The organism is Mycobacterium sp. NGS15 (assembly GCF_059813245.1).
In genome coordinates this window covers 212,693-229,063 of the sequence record NZ_JCALEF010000005.1, presented here as the reverse complement: position 1 = coordinate 229,063, position 16,371 = coordinate 212,693, and the positions used below count along the sequence as shown (strand labels likewise).

Here is a 16,371-nt window from a genome sequence, read left to right as displayed (position 1 = left end):
TTTGCCGACCGTTCATCGATCGAAAGATGTTATCCACGAACCACTTCCGCGAGTGACACCCGAATCAGGCCATATTCAGTGAAGATGACGTTGAGCACCCTCCGCCCGGCGCCAATGGGCCTTCACCAGGGCCACCACAAGCGTCGAACAACATGCCCGTGAGGGCACGCCTCATTCCGTAACGGAACGCGCCGCCCTCAACACCGGAACGAAGTAGGTGACGGCGAAATTCCTCGCCTCGTCATCCGTCTGCGCGCGCAGAACCTTCGACGGGGCCAGCAAAAGAGTCGCGGTAATCCGCATGATGAGTTCGGCAGCCTGCTTAGCGCCCGCTTCGGGATACCCGTCCCCCATCAATCGCATGGCGAGAACCGAAAGGGCCACCTGATAGTTGCCGTGTTCGGTCTCGAACAGTCTCAGCGACATTGATTCGGCCTCGTATTCCTTGAGAGCCGCGACCACCGGATTTACCCGACACTCGCGCATTCCGGTGACGAATACCTCGACAACTTGGTCCTCGACCTTGTCACCCATATCCAGTAGCGGCGCCAATTGGAGAAAGAACTGGAGCACCTCACGACCGACGACAGACGACACCATGTCGTCCTTATCACCGCACCGGCGGTTCAGAGTCTGTCGAGAAACCTTGGCCCGCTTAGCAATATCTGCCACGGCCGCCCTGCGGAAACCGTGCGCGACGAACTCTGCACGCGCGGCATCGAGAAGCCGCTCCCGCTCCTCATCCCCCGGGGCTACCTGCCCAGAAGACCACTGTGACCACATCGCGCCTAGATCCACGGTCGATGATGTTACCTCTTGACGTAGAGACACTGTTACATCTACAGTTCAATGTCTCATGCAGGAACAACTCTTCTCCGTCACGGTGGACGACGGCGTCTGCATGGGCGCCGGATATTGCTACCGCTCCTATCCGCGGCTGTTTATGGAGAACACCGACGGCACAAGTGCCGTGACCGGTACGGCCGATGACGAATTACTTGACGATGCAACTAAAGCCAGCCAGATCTGCCCCTCGGGGGCCATTGAGATCCAGCGCGGAAAGGACTGATGTTGACTAGTGCTGCGCCCCATTGCCCGGCACACCGCCGCAACGACAATGCCGAAGCGGTCGACAATGGTTATGGACCTCAAGCGGTGCCGTCACCTCGGTGGGCCACCGGCCGTCGTGCGGTGATCGCGTCCTTGAAGGACGATCCGTTCTGGCCCACCCGCAAGCCACTCCGTGCATCCTTCAGCTTGCTCACCGGTCGCGGCCGCGACCGGCCTATTCCACCCGGTCCCGTCGGATTGCCCTTCATCGGCTCCGCGATTCCCATGGCACGCAACCCGTACAAATTCCTGCAGGACTGCCATCACAGATATGGGGACATCTATCGGGTGCCGCTACCGATACATCCGTTAGTCCTGGCCAACCACCCCGACCTGGTGAGCGAGTTCATGGAGGACACCGAACTCAAATACAGCATGTCTGCTCCGCTCCAAGGCCGGCGAATTCAACAGGCAGTAACGACCGTGGGCTGTCCAGTCCAGGTCCTCGAAGGCCAGGCACTTCGCGACAGACGCAAAAAGCTCATGCCCATGTTCGGCAAGAAGCACCTCGCGGTGGTGTCGGACAAGTTCGTGGAGGTGTTCTCCGATCGCGTCGACCGATGGCTCGCACTCGCTGGTACCGGCCAGGAGGTGAACCTTCAAGCCGAGTTACCGAAGATCGTGCTCCCGGCATTCATGTACGCCATGTTCTCGACGAGACTGTCCGATGACGAAGTCCTACATGCCGATACCGCGACCCGATCGGTGATGCGCGCCATCGCGTCCGGATTATTTCTGGCGACGCCGCCGAACATCTTCCCGCTACGCGGCAAGGAAAATCTGACGGTGTCCGGGGTTCATCTCCTGCGAACCATCCGCAAGATGATCCGAGACCGACGCGCCAATCCCACCGATGATGCGGACCTGCTCAACATATTGCTCGCCGCGCGTAGCGACGGCAGTAAGCCATTGACTGAAATCGACGTGTATTCGGAGATCATGTCGGCGATTGGTGGTGGTTACGAAACGATCGTCGCATCGATGTCGTGGACGCTGGCGCTACTACTGCAACATCCCGAACACCTGGAGCGCCTCTACGAGGAGATCGCGGTTCTTGGCGGAAACATGCCTACGCCCGACGATTTACCCAAGTTACCCTGGGCACGAGCATGTTTCGATGAGGGACAACGGCTCCAGGGCGCCCCTATCAACCCGAGATACGCGATGGAGGACACCGAACTCGGGGGCTATCCCATCCCCAAATACACCTTGGTAGCAACTTCTTTATACGTGGTTCACCGCGATCCGCGGTGGTGGGGCGAGAACGCTGAGGTGTACGACCCGATGCAATTCTTCGATCAAGACCGGGTCACTGCGCGTCCACGTCTGGCCTTCCAAGCGTTCGGCGCCGGACCACATCACTGCATGGGCACTGGTATGGCCTACATGATGGCTCAGTATTTGTTGACGATCATCTTCCAGCGCTATCGCCTGCATCTGCGGCCAGGCTGGCAACCCCAACAGTTCTTCAGCTTATCGACGTTAGTCAAGGGCGGCGTGCCCGCCACCATCACCAAAGTGTAAAGACCTCTCGCACAAGCCATCACAGAAAGAAACGACGTGACCAACACCGAGTCGAGAAACCAGAATTCGTCCCGTTCGGACTGGGGCATAAAGGCTCCCCCGGGCCGGGTTCACGCGCCGGTCGCCGAATCCGAAGCACTCGTCGAACCATTTCTGCGTCGTTGCAAGGAGCAGGAAGACATGTACGTCGCCGCCGGTTTCCCGCTGGAAGGGATTGCAGAGTTCTGGCGCAAGTGGTTCGCGGCGTGGAACGACGACTCCCCCGAAGCACTCGAGGATTGCTGGGCCGAAGACCTGGTGTGGACCATGTCCAACACAGGCCAACTGGAATTTCACGGCCGCAGCTACACCGGCGACTTCGCGCGATTCGGCTATCTGTTCGCACGAGAACTCGGCTTTTATCCATGGGACGGAACAGACACTCATCTGCCCTACTACGACTTCTTCAACGGTCAGGTACGAGCGGCCTTCCCGTACTCGGGATCTACACAATTCTTCTGGAGCAACACAATCCCGTGGCCACGCAAGCCTGTTCGCGGCTGTGGCGTCGATAGGTACATCCTCCGTAAAGAGGGCGGAGAATGGCGGATCGCGCGGATCGATACCGATCAGGACTTCCTGGCCGCCCTCATGCAGATGCTGCCATTCGCCACCGGAACCACAAAGCTCATAGCGTGGCTTACCCGCACCCTCCCGGTGCTGGGACGCAGATTGGGCATTTACGACAGGGAATCTCTCTACAGCCGGGAGTACGCGGCAAGTCGGCGGTCCGGGAATCTGCTCCGTAGCCGGACATGACCGAGTCCAGGCACTGGTCGGCCGCCGAGAGAGCACTCCTCGGTGACCCAACGCTGACTGATGGCGATGTCGCGGCCCGCACAGGTAGGTCCATTCGAGCGGCAGCGGCTCAGCGTCACCGCCTTGCGCGAAAACGCGCAATCAGACTCGGACTGTTCCCCTTCCATCGCAGAACACCCGAGCCGGAGAGACATCCGTTCTTCGTCCTACGGCATTTGCCGGAACCAACCTAAGCCCGCAGGAGTCAGTGCGGGCAGGTGCGTGCTGACTCGCGGATGGTTTTTGCCGACCGCTCATCGAGCGAAAGATGGTATCCACGAACCACTTCCGCGAACTGCATGGAGTACTGACACCAGAACGCCTTATTCGGCGGCATCCATCCCGAGGGCCCCGCATCACCCTTGTCCTGGTTGGCCTGGCCTTGCACCGCGATGAGATTGGCGGGATCGTTGGCAAAGCGCCAGCGCATCGAGGGTTGCCAGTCCCGTGCGCCCATATCCCACGCGTACGCCAACGGAACGATGTGATCGATCTGGACCGCTTCACCGCTTTTCGGCCCGCGAGAAAACGCCACCTGCGCTCCCGTGTAGGGATCGTGCAGCATGCCGGCACCCACCGCATTGGGGCATCTCCGGGTGAACACGAAGCTCTTGTCAGTCAGGTCGCGATTCAGGATGTCGTTGCGGGTGTCACAGCCATTGCGTCCACCCGGAGCATCCGTGTCGTCGGACCAGGCATCGCCGAACTCGGCGCGCTGGTAGTCCGTGCCCCGTACACGCTTGGCCACCAGGGGCACACCGCTCAGCGGATCTTGCCCGGGGGTCAGAGTCGGCATATTCGATTGCCCGGCAACGGCATTCGCACGTTGGAGCCGGTATCTGGCCGAAACCTGGTATGCCACCACCACCGCGATCGCCGCAGCGATCGCGACGATGAGAACGGTGCGGTTCCTCACGATTTGTCCAGGTACTCGATTTGATCGGCGATCAGGAAACGTTGGGCCATACCCGCCAGCGCCGGTTGTCGCGTCAACGCGGGATCCTCGGCACAAGCCCGCACCGCCATGTCCCGGGCGGTCTCGATCATGTCGCGGTGATCCATCAGCGAAAGCAGCCGTAGATTCACCGCGCGGCCGGACTGGTCGCGGCCCAGCACATCGCCCTCGCGCCGCTCCTGCAGGTCCAGCTCGGCCAGGGTGAACCCATCCAGGGTGTCCTGCACCGCACGTAGCCTCCGCCCCGCCGAACCCGCAGGGCTGCAGGGACTTACCAAGAGGCATAAACCCTTGTTGCCGCCACGGCCCACGCGACCGCGCAACTGGTGCAGTTGGCTGATGCCGAATCGGTCCGCATCCATGATCAGCATCACGGTGGCATTGGGAACGTCCACGCCGACCTCGATCACCGTGGTACACACCAGAACATCGATCTCGCCCGCGTTGAACGCCGTCATGACGGCATCCTTCTGCTCCGACGGCAGCCGACCGTGCAGCAGTCCAATGCGCAGGCCCGGCAGCAGCGAGCCACGAATCGTCTCGTACAACTCGGTGACGGGCACCGGCGGAGGACGCTTCTCTTCCGCCTCCTCCGGCCCCGAATCCTTATCGTCGGCGTCGATACGCGAGGCCACCACATAGGCCTGCCTGCCTGCGGCCACCTCCTCGGCAATCCGCTCCCAACCGCGCGCGAGCCAGCCCGGTTTCTCGCGCGTGAACACCGCGGTAGTGGTGATGGGCTGGCGCCCACGCGGCAGCTCCCGCAGTGTCGAGGTCTCCAGATCGCCGAACACTGTGAGCGCCACCGTGCGCGGGATCGGGGTGGCCGTCATCACCAGTAGATGCGGCACGATCCCTTCGGGGGCCTTGGCCCGCAACCGATCCCGCTGTTCGACACCGAACCTGTGCTGCTCGTCGACGACGACCAGACCCAGATTGTGGAAATCCACTGAGTCCTGTAGCAACGCATGGGTCCCGATGACGATGCCGGCAAGTCCGGTCGCCACATCGGCCTTGACCTGCTTCTTGAGTGCCGGTGACATCGACCCGGTGAGCAATGCGATGCTGGTCGCGTCATCGGGCGCCCCGAGTTCGCCTGCGGTGGCCAACGATCCGAGCATCGCGCGCAACGAGCGAGCATGCTGAACGGCCAGTACCTCGGTGGGAGCCAAGAGTGCGCACTGATACCCGGCGTCGATGGCCTGCATCATCGCGAGCAGCGCGACGACGGTCTTACCGGAACCCACCTCACCCTGCAGCAGCCGGTTCATTGGCTTGACCCCGGCAAGGTCGTCCCCAATTTCGGCGACAACCTGCTGCTGCCCCTCGGTGAGCTCGAACGGCAGCTGGCGCTGTAAATCCTCGCGCAGCCTCCCGGTGGCGGGCGGCATCGACGGGCCCGCCGACCCGATATCACTGCCGCGCCGTACGGCCAGCGCCAGCTGTAGGCCCAGCGCCTCGTCGAATGCCAGGCGCCTGCGCGCCTGCTTTTGTTCTGAAGCGTCCTCCGACATGTGGATCTTGTGCAGCGCTTCGTCCAGGGACATCAGGTTGTGCTCTGCTAGCACGTCTTCCGGCAATGCCTCGGGCACCGGATCCAGCTGGACGAGCACCTGGTCGATACACCGGTAGATGTCCCAGCTTTCCAGATTCTTGGTCGCGGGGTAGATCGGAAACACATTGCGCTCGAACGCCGAGATGGCCGTAGACGCATCGCGCGCTGTTCCGGCGATACCGCGCAGCGCAGTACTCCCTCGCGCTTCGGTGCTCTCACCGAGTGCGGTTTCCAGCACCAGATAGTCGGGATGGGTCAGCTGAGGCTTACCCCGGAATTCCCCGACCGCGCCCGAGAGCATCACCCGATTGCCCACCTGCAGATCGCGTTTCACCTTGTGCGGATGAAAGAACGTGGCCTGCACGGCATGCGGGGCGCTTCCCAACATGACTGAGAGAAACTGCCCCTTGCGGTTGCGCATACTCTTGAGTTCCGCGGAAGTGATGAACCCCACCAGCGTGGTGTGCTCACCGGGTTTGGCACGTTCACCGTCCTGCTCGTCGCGCAGACTGAAATCGGTGCTGTATCGGCGTGGGTAATGGTGGAGTAGGTCTTCGACGGTCAGCAGACCGAACTCAGCGTCGAGAACGTCGGATGCCTTGTGCCCCAATACATGATCGAGACGATCGGAAAGTTGCGCCATCTATCCCCTGCTATGACCTCTCACTCCACACCAACGTGAACGACGTCGGTGTGTTGCCCGGTGCGATAGATCATCACCTCGACACCGCCGTGGTGCGATCGGGTGTGCTCGATCAATGCATCGGCAAGGGACTCATCCGCCTTGTCCGACAGCAGCACCGTCACTAGCTCTCCACCGGAGGACAACATGATGCTCACCAAAGCCTTTGTGGCATTGGCTACGTCGTGGTTCAGCACGAGCACCTCGTCGCCGATGATGCCCATCGCATCTCCCGGCTCGCAGGTTCCGGACCAGGTGAGCGCACGCTCGGTGGCCACCCGCACCAATCCGAACCGGGTAGCTCCCGCGGCCCGCGCCATGGTGTAGCTGTCATCGACTGCCATGCGCTCTGGATCGTGCACGGCCAGCGCGGCCAGCCCCTGTGCCATGGACGCCGAGGGCAGCGGAATGACCGTGATCCCCCAGCCGCGCGCCGCGGCACAGACCGCCACCAGTTCCTCAGGCGACATCAATCCATTGGGCAGCACCATGATCTGGTGCGCGCCGCTGTCGACTACCGCATCCAGCAGACGTTTCGCGCTCGCGGGAGGTTCATCGACGCGCAACACCTGGGCACCTTCGCTGGAGAACAGCGTGGCCGCACCGTCACCCTCCGCGAGCGCTAACACCCGGCGATGCCGGTGACGCCCATCGTGATGTCCCCCACCGGCGTCACCGCGCAGTGAGGAGATCTGGATCGATTGCAGAATACCGAACTTCATCCCGGCCTCGATGGCCGCCCCGGCGTCGTTCACGTGTGCGTGTACGGAGTACCCCATGTCACCGTCTCCGGCGATGGCAATGGAATCACCCATCCCGTCGAGTTGCGATCGCAGATCTGCGATCTGCAGCTCATCACACCCGCACAACAGGTACATCACCTCGAACTCCGGCGGCAGTTCCCGTGGCGGATCCAGGTTCAGGCCGCCCGAACCGCGCCCGGGTCCTGCCACCCACACCTGTGAGGGAGCGTTCTTCGGTGGTGACGGGCTGTACTCACGGCGCGTAGGCAGCTCCCCGGCCACCACCAACACCAGGGCGTCGAGGATGACGACGAGACCGCGAGCCCCGGCATCGACGACACCGTTGTCGGCAAGGACGTCGAGCTGATTAGGCGTCTTCTCCAGGGCGGCCACCGCGCCATCGGCGGCGGTGATGACGAGGCTGGGGAGATCGTCGGCATGCGCGCTATCGGCGGCGGCTCGATCAGCTGCCTCGGCGGCAGCGGCCAGCACCGACACAATCGTGCCCTCGACCGGAGTACTCATCGAAGCGATCACGAACTGCGACGCCTGTCTCAACGCCCGGCGCACCACCTCGGCTCCGATGGCGTCGTGGTCGGCAGCGGCATCGGCGATCCCACGCACAATCTGCGACAGGATGACCCCCGAGTTCCCACGGGCGCCATGTACTGCGCCCCGCGCCAGCGCCGCAGCGACCTGCGCGACCGTGCCGCTTTCCCCCAGGGCCTCGGCAGCGTTCACCGCCGAACGCATGGTGAACAGCATGTTGGTACCGGTATCGGCATCGGCGACCGGGAAGACGTTCAGCCGATTGATCTCGTCGCTGCGGGCGATCAGCCCGTCGACTGAGGCCCGCGCCCAATGGAGCAGCGCAGCGCTGTCCAATACCGAGAGCTGCATGTGAGAAAGCCTATCTATCGAAGGCGACAGAGTTGAATGGTCTCGCCCAAGCTGGGGATCCCCCGCTGGCGGAGAGCCCATCGGCGCCTATTTTGGAGTTCACGGGCCGGTCAGGCTATCCTTGCAGGGTTGTGGGCCGCCCCGGCTCTGGCTTCGTGATGAGCGTTTGCGCGAAGAGCTGAGAAGGCGGCCGTAATCGCGAACTTGAGGAGTTTCACTATGGCTGCCGTCTGCGACGTGTGCGGCAAGGGACCCGGCTTCGGCAAGTCGGTTTCTCACTCGCACCGGCGTACCAACCGTCGCTGGAACCCGAACATCCAGACGGTGCACGCCGTCACCTCCCCGGGTGGCAACAAGCAGCGCGTTAACGCCTGCACTTCCTGCATCAAGGCCGGCAAGGTCGTCCGCAGCGCATAGGCCGTGACCACCGTGTCTTCCACGCCTTCGCAGTCTGCTGACTACGTCGCCGTTCACAACGGCGTTCTGCACATCACCATCGCCACCGCGGCGGCCGGTACCTCGCTGGACTTCGCCGGAGTCGACGCTGCGGTTCCCGTCCTGCAGGATCTGCCCGCCGAGGTGGGCGCGATCCTGCTGACCAGTAGCGGGGCCAATTTCTGCGCCGGCGGCAATGTGCGTGATTTCGCCGCCGCCGAGGACCGGGCCGCCAAGCTCAACGACCTCGCGGGGCGCCTACATGAGTTCGTGCGCGCGGTGGATGCCGCAGATCGTCCGGTGGTAGCCTCCGTGCACGGGTGGGCCGCCGGTGGTGGGCTGAGCCTGGTGCTGCTGGCCGATATCGCGATCGGTGGCAAGTCGACCAAACTGCGCGCCGCCTACCCGGGAATCGGGTACTCCTCTGACGGCGGCATGTCGTGGGCACTACCCCGTGTCGTCGGTAAGGCGCGTGCTGCGGACATCCTGCTGACGGATCGCGTCGTCGAGGCACCCGAGGCGCTCTCCATCGGGCTGCTGAGCCGCGTGGTGTCCGATGATGAGGTGCAGGTAACCGCCGTGGCCGCCGCCGAGAAACTCGCCGCCGGTCCGCGTGAAGCCCAGAACCGCATCCGCCGGCTGCTGCGCCTGAGCGCGAACAACACCCTGGACGCACAGCTGGACCTGGAGCAGATCAGTATCTCCGAGGCCTCGGTCAGTCCTACGGGCATCGAGGGTGTCGACGCTTTCGTCGGCAAGCGCAAGCCCGTCTGGCCGTAAGACCTGGCCGACTTCGACGTTCATCGCGCACGCGCTCATCCCAATAGCTTCTTGCGAATCCAGTTCACGACCCACGGGATCGCGAACATATCTGCCGTGATGTGTTCACCGGGCAGAGCCCAGTAGTCCACATCGGCACCGTTGGCGCGCCAGGTATCGCGCAGCGCCAGGGCGCCTTCTTCGGGAATGAAGAGATCACCGATCGCCTTGGTGCGCGAGCCGTGATAGAGCAGCACCGGCATCGTGGGTGTGAGTTCCCCCGGCCTGTTGGCGCGGATAACATGTTGCCCCAGCTCCGATTCGAATGGTGCCTCGATCGCCGAGAGCAGGTCCAAGTCGAATCGCAGCAGACCCGCCGCGGCCAGCGGGGGCTGGGGAAAGTCCTTGGCCCGAATCGCACCGTAGAGCGCGAAGTCGCCGAAAATTTTTGCCAACTCCGGGAACTCGCGAGCCTGCCCAATGATGGCAGCGGCGAAAAGTCCTGCGCCGAGACCGCGATTCATGCTGCCATGCAGCAGGGCGTAGTCGGTAGGGGTGCCTCCTGCAGCCGCACCCGCGATGCGCAGCTCCGGTGCGTATGTCGGCTGCAGCTGCGCGGCCCACACGGTGGCGATGGCGCCACCGCTATATCCGTGCATGACAATCGAAGAATTAGCGAGATCCGGCCGCTCCGAAATCATTCCACGCACCGAGTCCAGCACCGCATGCCCCGCCATCTTCCCGGCCGCATACGACATCCGGGGCCCTTCGTGATCCGGGAACAGCACGGCGTAATTCTGCGCGGACAGGAACGGGAACATCGGTGGGTTATCCCGGTACCAGAGATGCGCCAGACGATACGACGGTGTGAATTTGAGTCCCAGGGAGTTGATCGCCTGATTACGTACCACCACCGGACGTGCACCGGGGCCATGCCACGGACGATCCGGTTCGATCAATGCCGCCGTCACCGGGACGGCATTGCCTGCGGTATCGGTGGAACGCACCATGATTCGCTGCATGGTCGCCCTGCGCAAGGGAAGCCGCGGCGAGACCCGATCGGCACGAATGACCTCGCCCGGCGCCAGCAGGCTCAAATCACCTGGGTCGCCGTAGAAGTCGTCGCCGGCAATCGGCGTCGGAAGGATCGCCGAATACGGGTCGGCCCGCTGTTCCTCCGTGAGACGGCGGGCCGCCCAGGCGTTGAGCCGGTCTACCACGGCCGGGGTACGCAGCGCGGCACCACCGGTCGCCAGGGCTGCCGTCAGGCCACCCGCCGCCGTCAATGCGCCCGTCGACCAACGCATTACGGCAGCCGCCAGTCGATCGGCTGGGCGCCCAATCCGGCGAGCAGTTCGTTGGCGCGGCTGAATGGTTTAGAGCCGAAGAACCCGCGCGAGGCGGACAGCGGCGAGGGATGCACCGATTCGACAGTGGGCACGCCGGGCCCCAGCATCGGCTTGAGCGTCGCCGCGTCACGTCCCCACAGAATGGCGACCAAGGGTGTGTCCCGTGCGACCAGCGCCCGGATCGCGCATTCGGTCACTATCTCCCAGCCTTTTCCTCGATGCGAGGCGGGGTTGCCCGGCTGTACCGTCAGCACCCTGTTCAGCAGCATCACGCCCTGCTGTGACCACGGGGTGAGATCGCCGCTGGCTGGCTTGGGCAAGCCAAGGTCGCTCTGATACTCCTCGAAGATGTTGGCCAGGCTGCGCGGCACCGGTCGCACATCGGCGGCCACCGAGAAACTCAGGCCCATGGCGTGCCCGGGCGTGGGGTATGGATCCTGCCCGACGATGAGTGCCCGAACATCGTCCAACGGATAAGTGAAGGCGCGCAACACATTTGCCCCAGCGGGCAGGTATCCGCGACCTGAAGAGTTCTCATCGCGCAGAAACTCCCCCATCTTGGTCACCTGATCGGCAACGGGTTCCAGCGCATCGGCCCAGCCGGGATCAACCAGCTCGGCGAGGGGTCGGGCAGTCACGAACAGTCAACTTAGCTCACGGATGAGCCGCTTGCGCGAAGACGTCAGGCGAATGAGTCCCATCCCATCCGCTTCGTCCACGCAACGCCGTCGACCGTTACAGCGGGGTCCCCCGCCCTCACCTCACCGATCGCGACCCAGCCTGCGGGGACGTTCCCAGGAAAGGTCGCAACCAGCGCGTGGTCCTCCCCGCCGGTCAAGATCCATTCCCAGGGATCGGCCCCGAGTAACCCCGAGGCCCCCGCCACCGCCACCAGATACGGCTCCAGACTCGGCGAGCTCAGATCGATGTGTACCGCACTCGATATCGCAATATGCCCCAGATCGGCCAACAGCCCGTCGGAGACGTCCGTCATCGCCGTCGCTCCGGCCAGCGCGGCGACACGTCCCTGCCCGTACGGCGGCGACGGCACCAGGTGCACCTGACGCAGCTCAGGGAACTGATCAATCCCGTCCTGCCACAACCGGAAGCCCGCCGCCGAGGTGCCGAGCGCACCACAGACGGCCACCGTTTCCCCCACGCCGGCTCCGCTGCGAGTCACCGGTGCGTGCCCCTGAAGATCACCGAGCGCCGTCACCGAGACCACCAGTTCGCGCGCGGACACCAGATCTCCGCCCGCGATCGAGGCCTGGACCCGCGCCGCTTCGGCCCAGATTCCCTCATTGAGCTGATCAAGGAACGCGATATCGGTTTCGGCGGGCGTGCCGACCGCGACCACAAGGGCCGTGACCCGGCCACCCATGGCCTCAATATCTGCCGCGTTCTGCGCCACCGCTTTTCGGCCGATATCAGAAGGCGAAGACCATTCCAGCCGAAAATGTCTGTCCTGCACCAACATATCCGTCGACACCAGAACTCGACTATCCGGCGCACGGACCACTGCGGCGTCGTCACCCGGGCCGAGTTCAATGTCGGCGCCCGGCACGCGACCCGCGGTGAGCCGGCTTATCACACCGAACTCGCCGGTATCACCCAGATTTGGCACTCGGTTAGTGTAGGCCCGTGCAATCCGAAGACGGCCCGCCACGCAAGCTCCTCATCGGTATCGCGGTTTTCGGAGCGGTCGCGGCCCTCGCCGTGCTCTTCGGTGTCCTGAAGTTCGCACAGTTCCAGGACGACAAGAAACCCATGGCGGTCACAAATATTCCTGCAACACAGGCTAATTCACCGCTGTGCATAGATATGACCAGGGCATACCCAGGCAACATGGCAGGCGATTGGAAGCGAACACAGATCGTCGAGCCCAAACCGCCTGCCACCGCCGCGTGGCGCCGGGGCAAGGATTCGGTGGTCGCACGCTGTGGTGTCGACCGACCGGCCGAGTTCGCCGTGGGGACCTCCGTAGAGCAGATCAACTCCGTGCAGTGGTTTCGGGTCACTGACGCCGCCATTGCGACCACCACCTGGTTCGCCGTGGACCGCGGCGTCTATATCGCGCTGACCATGCCCGATGGTTTGGGTTCGGAGCCGCTGATCGAGATGTCTGACGCCATCGCCAAGGCGCTGCCCGCCGTCAAACCCGACCCGGTGCCGCTGCCCCGCTGACCCACCTCGCTAGACGAACTTCGCGCGAGCGCTCACTCGCTACACGATCTTCGCGCGAGCGCTCACCCGCTACATGGTCTTCGCGCGAGTGCTCATCGAAGCCCGGTGCCCCGTGCCAGCGCGGTGCGCACCATTGCATCCAGCAGCGCCGGATAGTCCACGCCCGTGGCCGCCCACATCCGGGGATACATCGAAATCGTGGTGAATCCGGGCATGGTGTTGATCTCGTTGATCAGCGGGCCGTCGTTGGTGAGAAAGAAGTCCACGCGGGCCAGACCCTGGCCATCGATCGCCCGGAAGGCCGCTACGGCCAACTCACGAATCTGGTCGCTCACGTCGTCATCGACCTTGGCCGGCACGTCAAGCTCAGCGGTGTCGTCCAGGTATTTGGTCTCGAAGTCATAGAAGGCACCCACGCCCGTCTGAACCTCATCGACGCCCTCGACGCGAATTTCGCCGAGCACGCTGGCCCGGATGTCCCCGTCGGGGAATTCCAGTACACCGCACTCCAGTTCCCGCCCGATGATGGCGGCCTCGACGATCACCTTCGGGTCGAACTGGCGCGCGTGCGCAATCGCAGCAGGCAGTTCCGCCCAGGCCGATACCCGGGAGACGCCGAACGACGAGCCCGCCCGAGCGGGCTTGACGAACACCGGCAACCCCAGATCCTCTCGTTGATCCAGGGTCAGCGTGGCATCACGCGGACGGATCACGGCGTACTTGCCAATCGGAAGTCCCTCGGCGGCCAGCAGTTTCTTGGTGAACTCCTTGTCCATACCGGCCGCACTCGCGAGCACACCAGCACCCACATAGGGCACCCCGGCCAGCTCCAGCAGTCCCTGAATGGTGCCGTCCTCGCCGTAGGGCCCGTGCAGCACCGGGAACACCACATCCACCGCGGCCAGTACCTGGCCCGCGGCGCTCGAATCAACGTTCACCAATTGGCCGGCACGACGCGGATCGGTGGCGAGTACCAGCTCGGTTCCGGATGCATCCGTGACCTGCGGCAGCGTGCGGTCGCTGATCGCCAGCTGCGCGGGGTCGCCATCGGTGAGTACCCAGCCCCCCTCAGGGGTGACCCCGACCGCGACGATCTCGTAGGTGTCCTGGTCGAGATTGCGCAGAATGCTGCCGGCGGACACACAGGAGATCGCGTGCTCACTGCTCCGTCCACCGAAGACGAGCGCGACCTTGATCCGGGAGTCATTCACAGTGTCAGACCGTACCGGCTGCGAGCGCGGTCTCGATGTCGGCCAGCAGATCGTCGGTGTCCTCAATGCCCAGAGAGATCCGGGCGAATCCCTCCGGAACCGCGTCTCCCCAGCGCGCCCGGCGATCCACCGAGGTGTGCACACCACCAAAACTCGTCGAGGCCGCCAATAACTCGCTGCCGTGCACCAGCGCATGTACGGCAGCGGCATTGGCCAGCTCTATCGACACCAAAGAACCGAACCGGCTCATCTGGGCGGATGCCACGGGATGGGATGGATCGCCGGCAAGCCCCGGGTACCGCACTGATGCCACCGCCGGATGCTCGCGCAGCATCGTCGCCAGCGCGATCGCGTTCTGACATTGGCGCTCGAATCGCAATCCGGCGGTGGCCAGGCTGCGGGCCCCCAGCCAGGCCTCGAACGGACCCAAGATCGCGCCGGCTCGCGACCGTTCCTGTGCAACGGCCGACATGAGATCTTCACGCGAACCCGCGACGTATCCAGCGATCAGGTCGCTGTGGCCCGAGAGCGCCTTCGTCGCGCTGGCGACCACCAGGTCGGCGCCCAACTCCAGAGGCAGCTGGCCCATCGGGGTGGCCGTGGTGTTGTCCACCACCAGGACACCACCGCCTACATGCGTCTCGCGGGCCAGCAGGGCCAGATCGACGACGTCGAGCCTCGGATTTGAGGGGGTCTCCGCCACCACCACATCGGCCTGCGCAGCAGCGGCGACAATCTGGTCCGACCTGGCAGCGATCACGTTGATACCGATCGCTGCAAGGTTTTCCGTCGCGTAGCGCCGTGTCTGGTAGTACCCGTCCTCCGGGACCACCAGCGTCTGCCCGGGACGGATCAATGCTCGTAACGTCGAGGCGATCGCGCCCATACCCGAGCCGAACACCAGTGCATTGTCGGCGCGCTCGAGTGCGGCCAAGCCTGATTCCCATTGTCTCCAACTGGGATTGGACGCGCGCCCGTAGGTGTCCAGCGAGTCGTCCTCGGGTACCGGTAGGTGGTACGCGGAGGCGAATACCGGCCCCGCAAGAAACGGTTGGCCCGCAACAGGTTCAGCGGTGGCGGCCACAACGGCCCGGGTCGAAATCCCTGGCTCTGGCATGTGCTTACTCCGGTTTTGTACTGCGCCCTAACAACTGAGCGACGGCATCGGTGACGCTCAGTCCGCGATGACAGACGCCATGAACAGCCTCGGTGAGCGGCATCTCGACGTCGTAGCTCGATGCCAGCGCCAGGATGGACTCACACGAGGTGACTCCCTCCGCGACCCTACCGCCGGCGGCGTTACGCGCCTCCTGCAGCGTCTCACCATTGCCCAGCCGCATGCCAAAGGTCCGGTTCCGCGAATGTGTCGAGGTGCAGGTGGCCACCAGGTCACCCACGCCCGCCAAACCCGCGAGGGTGGTGTGGCTGGCGCCAAGAGCCAGCCCCAGCCGGGTGATCTCGGCCAGGCCACGGGTGATGATCGTGGCGATCGTGTTCTCCCCCAACCCGACCCCGGCAGCCATGCCGCAGCTCAGGGCGATCACGTTCTTACACGCACCCCCCACCTCGCAGCCCACGACATCGGCGTTGGTGTAGGGGCGGAAGTAGCGCGTGGAGAACGCGCGCTGTAGGGCGACAGCCCTGGTCGAGTCGGTGCACCCGATGACGGTGGCGGCGGGCTGGCCTGCGGCGATCTCACTGGCCAGATTCGGGCCGGTCAGCACCGCGACCCGGCTCGGATCGGTGCCCAGCACTTGCGTGACGACCTGGCTCATCCGCATGAGCGTGCCCACCTCGATGCCCTTGGCCAGGCTTACCACCGAGGACCCAGGTTCGATGAGGTCGGCCCAGGGGGTCAGGTTGGTGCGCAGAGACTGCGACGGCACCGCCAACAGCACCAACTCGGCGCCGTGGAGGGCCTCTTCCGCCACCCCTGTGGCGACTATCGAGGCGGGCAGATCCACGTCACTGAGGTACACCGAGTTCCGGTGCGTCGCATTGATCTCATCGGCCAATTCGGATCGGCGTGCCCATAACCGGACATCGTGACCTGCGTCGGCAAGCACCTTGCCCAACGCGGTCCCCCAGGAACCAGCACCCATCACCGCAGCCGTGGCCATGGCAGAC

16 protein-coding genes are annotated in these 16,371 nt (G+C 64.0%); 6 read left to right on the top strand and 10 right to left on the bottom strand.

Annotation, left to right across the window (positions count from 1 at the left end; all coding sequences use genetic code 11):
• Positions 1–171: 171 nt before the first annotated feature.
• The gene (locus AC5Y5C_RS15570) at positions 172–798 is read right to left on the bottom strand and encodes a TetR/AcrR family transcriptional regulator (protein ID WP_499973712.1); all 627 of its coding nucleotides are present in this window, start codon (positions 796–798) and stop codon (positions 172–174) included.
• 58 nt (positions 799–856) lie between these two features.
• Between AC5Y5C_RS15570 and AC5Y5C_RS15565 the strand changes: the two genes are divergently transcribed.
• The 3 genes from AC5Y5C_RS15565 to AC5Y5C_RS15555 all read left to right on the top strand — a co-directional run bounded on the left by AC5Y5C_RS15565 (position 857) and on the right by AC5Y5C_RS15555 (position 3,432).
• Positions 857–1,069, top strand: a complete 213-nt coding sequence (locus AC5Y5C_RS15565; protein WP_499973709.1) for a ferredoxin — start codon at positions 857–859, stop codon at positions 1,067–1,069.
• 218 nt (positions 1,070–1,287) lie between these two features.
• Complete coding sequence (locus tag AC5Y5C_RS15560) at positions 1,288–2,634, top strand: cytochrome P450 (protein ID WP_499974583.1); 1,347 nt, start codon at positions 1,288–1,290, stop codon at positions 2,632–2,634.
• A 36-nt stretch (positions 2,635–2,670) separates the two neighbouring features.
• Positions 2,671–3,432 carry a nuclear transport factor 2 family protein gene (locus AC5Y5C_RS15555; protein ID WP_499973707.1) on the top strand — a complete coding sequence of 254 codons (762 nt, stop codon included), beginning with the start codon at positions 2,671–2,673 and terminating at the stop codon, positions 3,430–3,432.
• Between the two features lie 244 nt (positions 3,433–3,676).
• Here the strand turns inward: AC5Y5C_RS15555 and AC5Y5C_RS15550 are convergent, their stop codons facing one another.
• Genes AC5Y5C_RS15550 through AC5Y5C_RS15540 form a run of 3 tightly spaced genes read right to left on the bottom strand, consistent with a single transcriptional unit; the run spans position 3,677 to position 8,306 of the window.
• Entirely contained in the window at positions 3,677–4,387 is a 711-nt protein-coding gene (locus AC5Y5C_RS15550) for an HNH endonuclease family protein (RefSeq protein ID WP_499973706.1), read from the bottom strand.
• The gene (gene recG, locus AC5Y5C_RS15545; RefSeq protein WP_499973703.1) at positions 4,384–6,624 is read right to left on the bottom strand and encodes an ATP-dependent DNA helicase RecG; all 2,241 of its coding nucleotides are present in this window, start codon (positions 6,622–6,624) and stop codon (positions 4,384–4,386) included. The genes AC5Y5C_RS15550 and recG overlap by 4 nt, the downstream gene beginning before the upstream one ends.
• A gap of 20 nt (positions 6,625–6,644) precedes the next feature.
• Entirely contained in the window at positions 6,645–8,306 is a 1,662-nt protein-coding gene (locus AC5Y5C_RS15540) for a DAK2 domain-containing protein (protein ID WP_499973701.1), read from the bottom strand.
• Between the two features lie 219 nt (positions 8,307–8,525).
• Here AC5Y5C_RS15540 and rpmB point away from each other — a divergent pair, with 219 nt between their 5' ends.
• Positions 8,526–8,723 carry a 50S ribosomal protein L28 gene (gene rpmB, locus AC5Y5C_RS15535; RefSeq protein WP_499973699.1) on the top strand — a complete coding sequence of 66 codons (198 nt, stop codon included), beginning with the start codon at positions 8,526–8,528 and terminating at the stop codon, positions 8,721–8,723.
• A 12-nt stretch (positions 8,724–8,735) separates the two neighbouring features.
• Complete coding sequence (locus AC5Y5C_RS15530) at positions 8,736–9,521, top strand: enoyl-CoA hydratase/isomerase family protein (RefSeq protein ID WP_499974582.1); 786 nt, start codon at positions 8,736–8,738, stop codon at positions 9,519–9,521.
• Positions 9,522–9,556: 35 nt separating this feature from the next.
• On the opposite strand, the gene AC5Y5C_RS15525 is transcribed toward AC5Y5C_RS15530, so the two are convergent.
• Genes AC5Y5C_RS15525 through AC5Y5C_RS15515 form a run of 3 tightly spaced genes read right to left on the bottom strand, consistent with a single transcriptional unit; the run spans position 9,557 to position 12,473 of the window.
• Entirely contained in the window at positions 9,557–10,807 is a 1,251-nt protein-coding gene (locus AC5Y5C_RS15525; protein WP_499973698.1) for a lipase family protein, read from the bottom strand.
• The gene (locus AC5Y5C_RS15520) at positions 10,807–11,487 is read right to left on the bottom strand and encodes a uracil-DNA glycosylase (protein WP_499973697.1); all 681 of its coding nucleotides are present in this window, start codon (positions 11,485–11,487) and stop codon (positions 10,807–10,809) included. Before AC5Y5C_RS15520 ends, AC5Y5C_RS15525 begins: the two co-directional genes overlap by 1 nt.
• Before the next feature lie 44 nt (positions 11,488–11,531).
• A complete protein-coding gene (locus AC5Y5C_RS15515; protein ID WP_499973695.1) occupies positions 11,532–12,473 on the bottom strand; it encodes a thiamine-phosphate kinase in 942 nt (313 codons plus the stop codon).
• Positions 12,474–12,490: 17 nt separating this feature from the next.
• Here AC5Y5C_RS15515 and AC5Y5C_RS15510 point away from each other — a divergent pair, with 17 nt between their 5' ends.
• On the top strand, positions 12,491–13,033 hold the full coding sequence (locus AC5Y5C_RS15510) for a DUF3515 domain-containing protein (protein ID WP_499973693.1): 543 nt from the start codon (positions 12,491–12,493) through the stop codon (positions 13,031–13,033).
• 92 nt (positions 13,034–13,125) lie between these two features.
• Here AC5Y5C_RS15510 and AC5Y5C_RS15505 read toward each other — a convergent pair whose 3' ends face one another.
• Genes AC5Y5C_RS15505 through AC5Y5C_RS15495 form a run of 3 tightly spaced genes read right to left on the bottom strand, consistent with a single transcriptional unit; the run spans position 13,126 to position 16,346 of the window.
• Positions 13,126–14,244 carry a D-alanine--D-alanine ligase family protein gene (locus AC5Y5C_RS15505; RefSeq protein WP_499973690.1) on the bottom strand — a complete coding sequence of 373 codons (1,119 nt, stop codon included), beginning with the start codon at positions 14,242–14,244 and terminating at the stop codon, positions 13,126–13,128.
• Between the two features lie 4 nt (positions 14,245–14,248).
• Positions 14,249–15,328: a cystathionine gamma-lyase gene (locus tag AC5Y5C_RS15500; protein ID WP_499974580.1), complete on the bottom strand. Its 1,080-nt coding sequence runs from the start codon at positions 15,326–15,328 to the stop codon at positions 14,249–14,251.
• A gap of 37 nt (positions 15,329–15,365) precedes the next feature.
• On the bottom strand, positions 15,366–16,346 hold the full coding sequence (locus AC5Y5C_RS15495; protein WP_499974579.1) for an NAD(P)H-dependent glycerol-3-phosphate dehydrogenase: 981 nt from the start codon (positions 16,344–16,346) through the stop codon (positions 15,366–15,368).
• Positions 16,347–16,371 lie beyond the last annotated feature (25 nt).

Bases quoted from the DNA above. Each gene is read 5' to 3' on its own strand.
- AC5Y5C_RS15565 (WP_499973709.1), top strand. From the start codon at position 857: ATGCAGGAACAACTCTTCTCCGTCACGGTGGACGACGGCGTCTGCATG.
- recG (WP_499973703.1), bottom strand. From the start codon at position 6,624: ATGGCGCAACTTTCCGATCGTCTCGATCATGTATTGGGGCACAAGGCA.
- AC5Y5C_RS15540 (WP_499973701.1), bottom strand. From the start codon at position 8,306: ATGCAGCTCTCGGTATTGGACAGCGCTGCGCTGCTCCATTGGGCGCGG.
- rpmB (WP_499973699.1), top strand. From the start codon at position 8,526: ATGGCTGCCGTCTGCGACGTGTGCGGCAAGGGACCCGGCTTCGGCAAG.
- AC5Y5C_RS15525 (WP_499973698.1), bottom strand. From the start codon at position 10,807: ATGCGTTGGTCGACGGGCGCATTGACGGCGGCGGGTGGCCTGACGGCA.
- AC5Y5C_RS15495 (WP_499974579.1), bottom strand. From the start codon at position 16,346: ATGGGTGCTGGTTCCTGGGGGACCGCGTTGGGCAAGGTGCTTGCCGAC.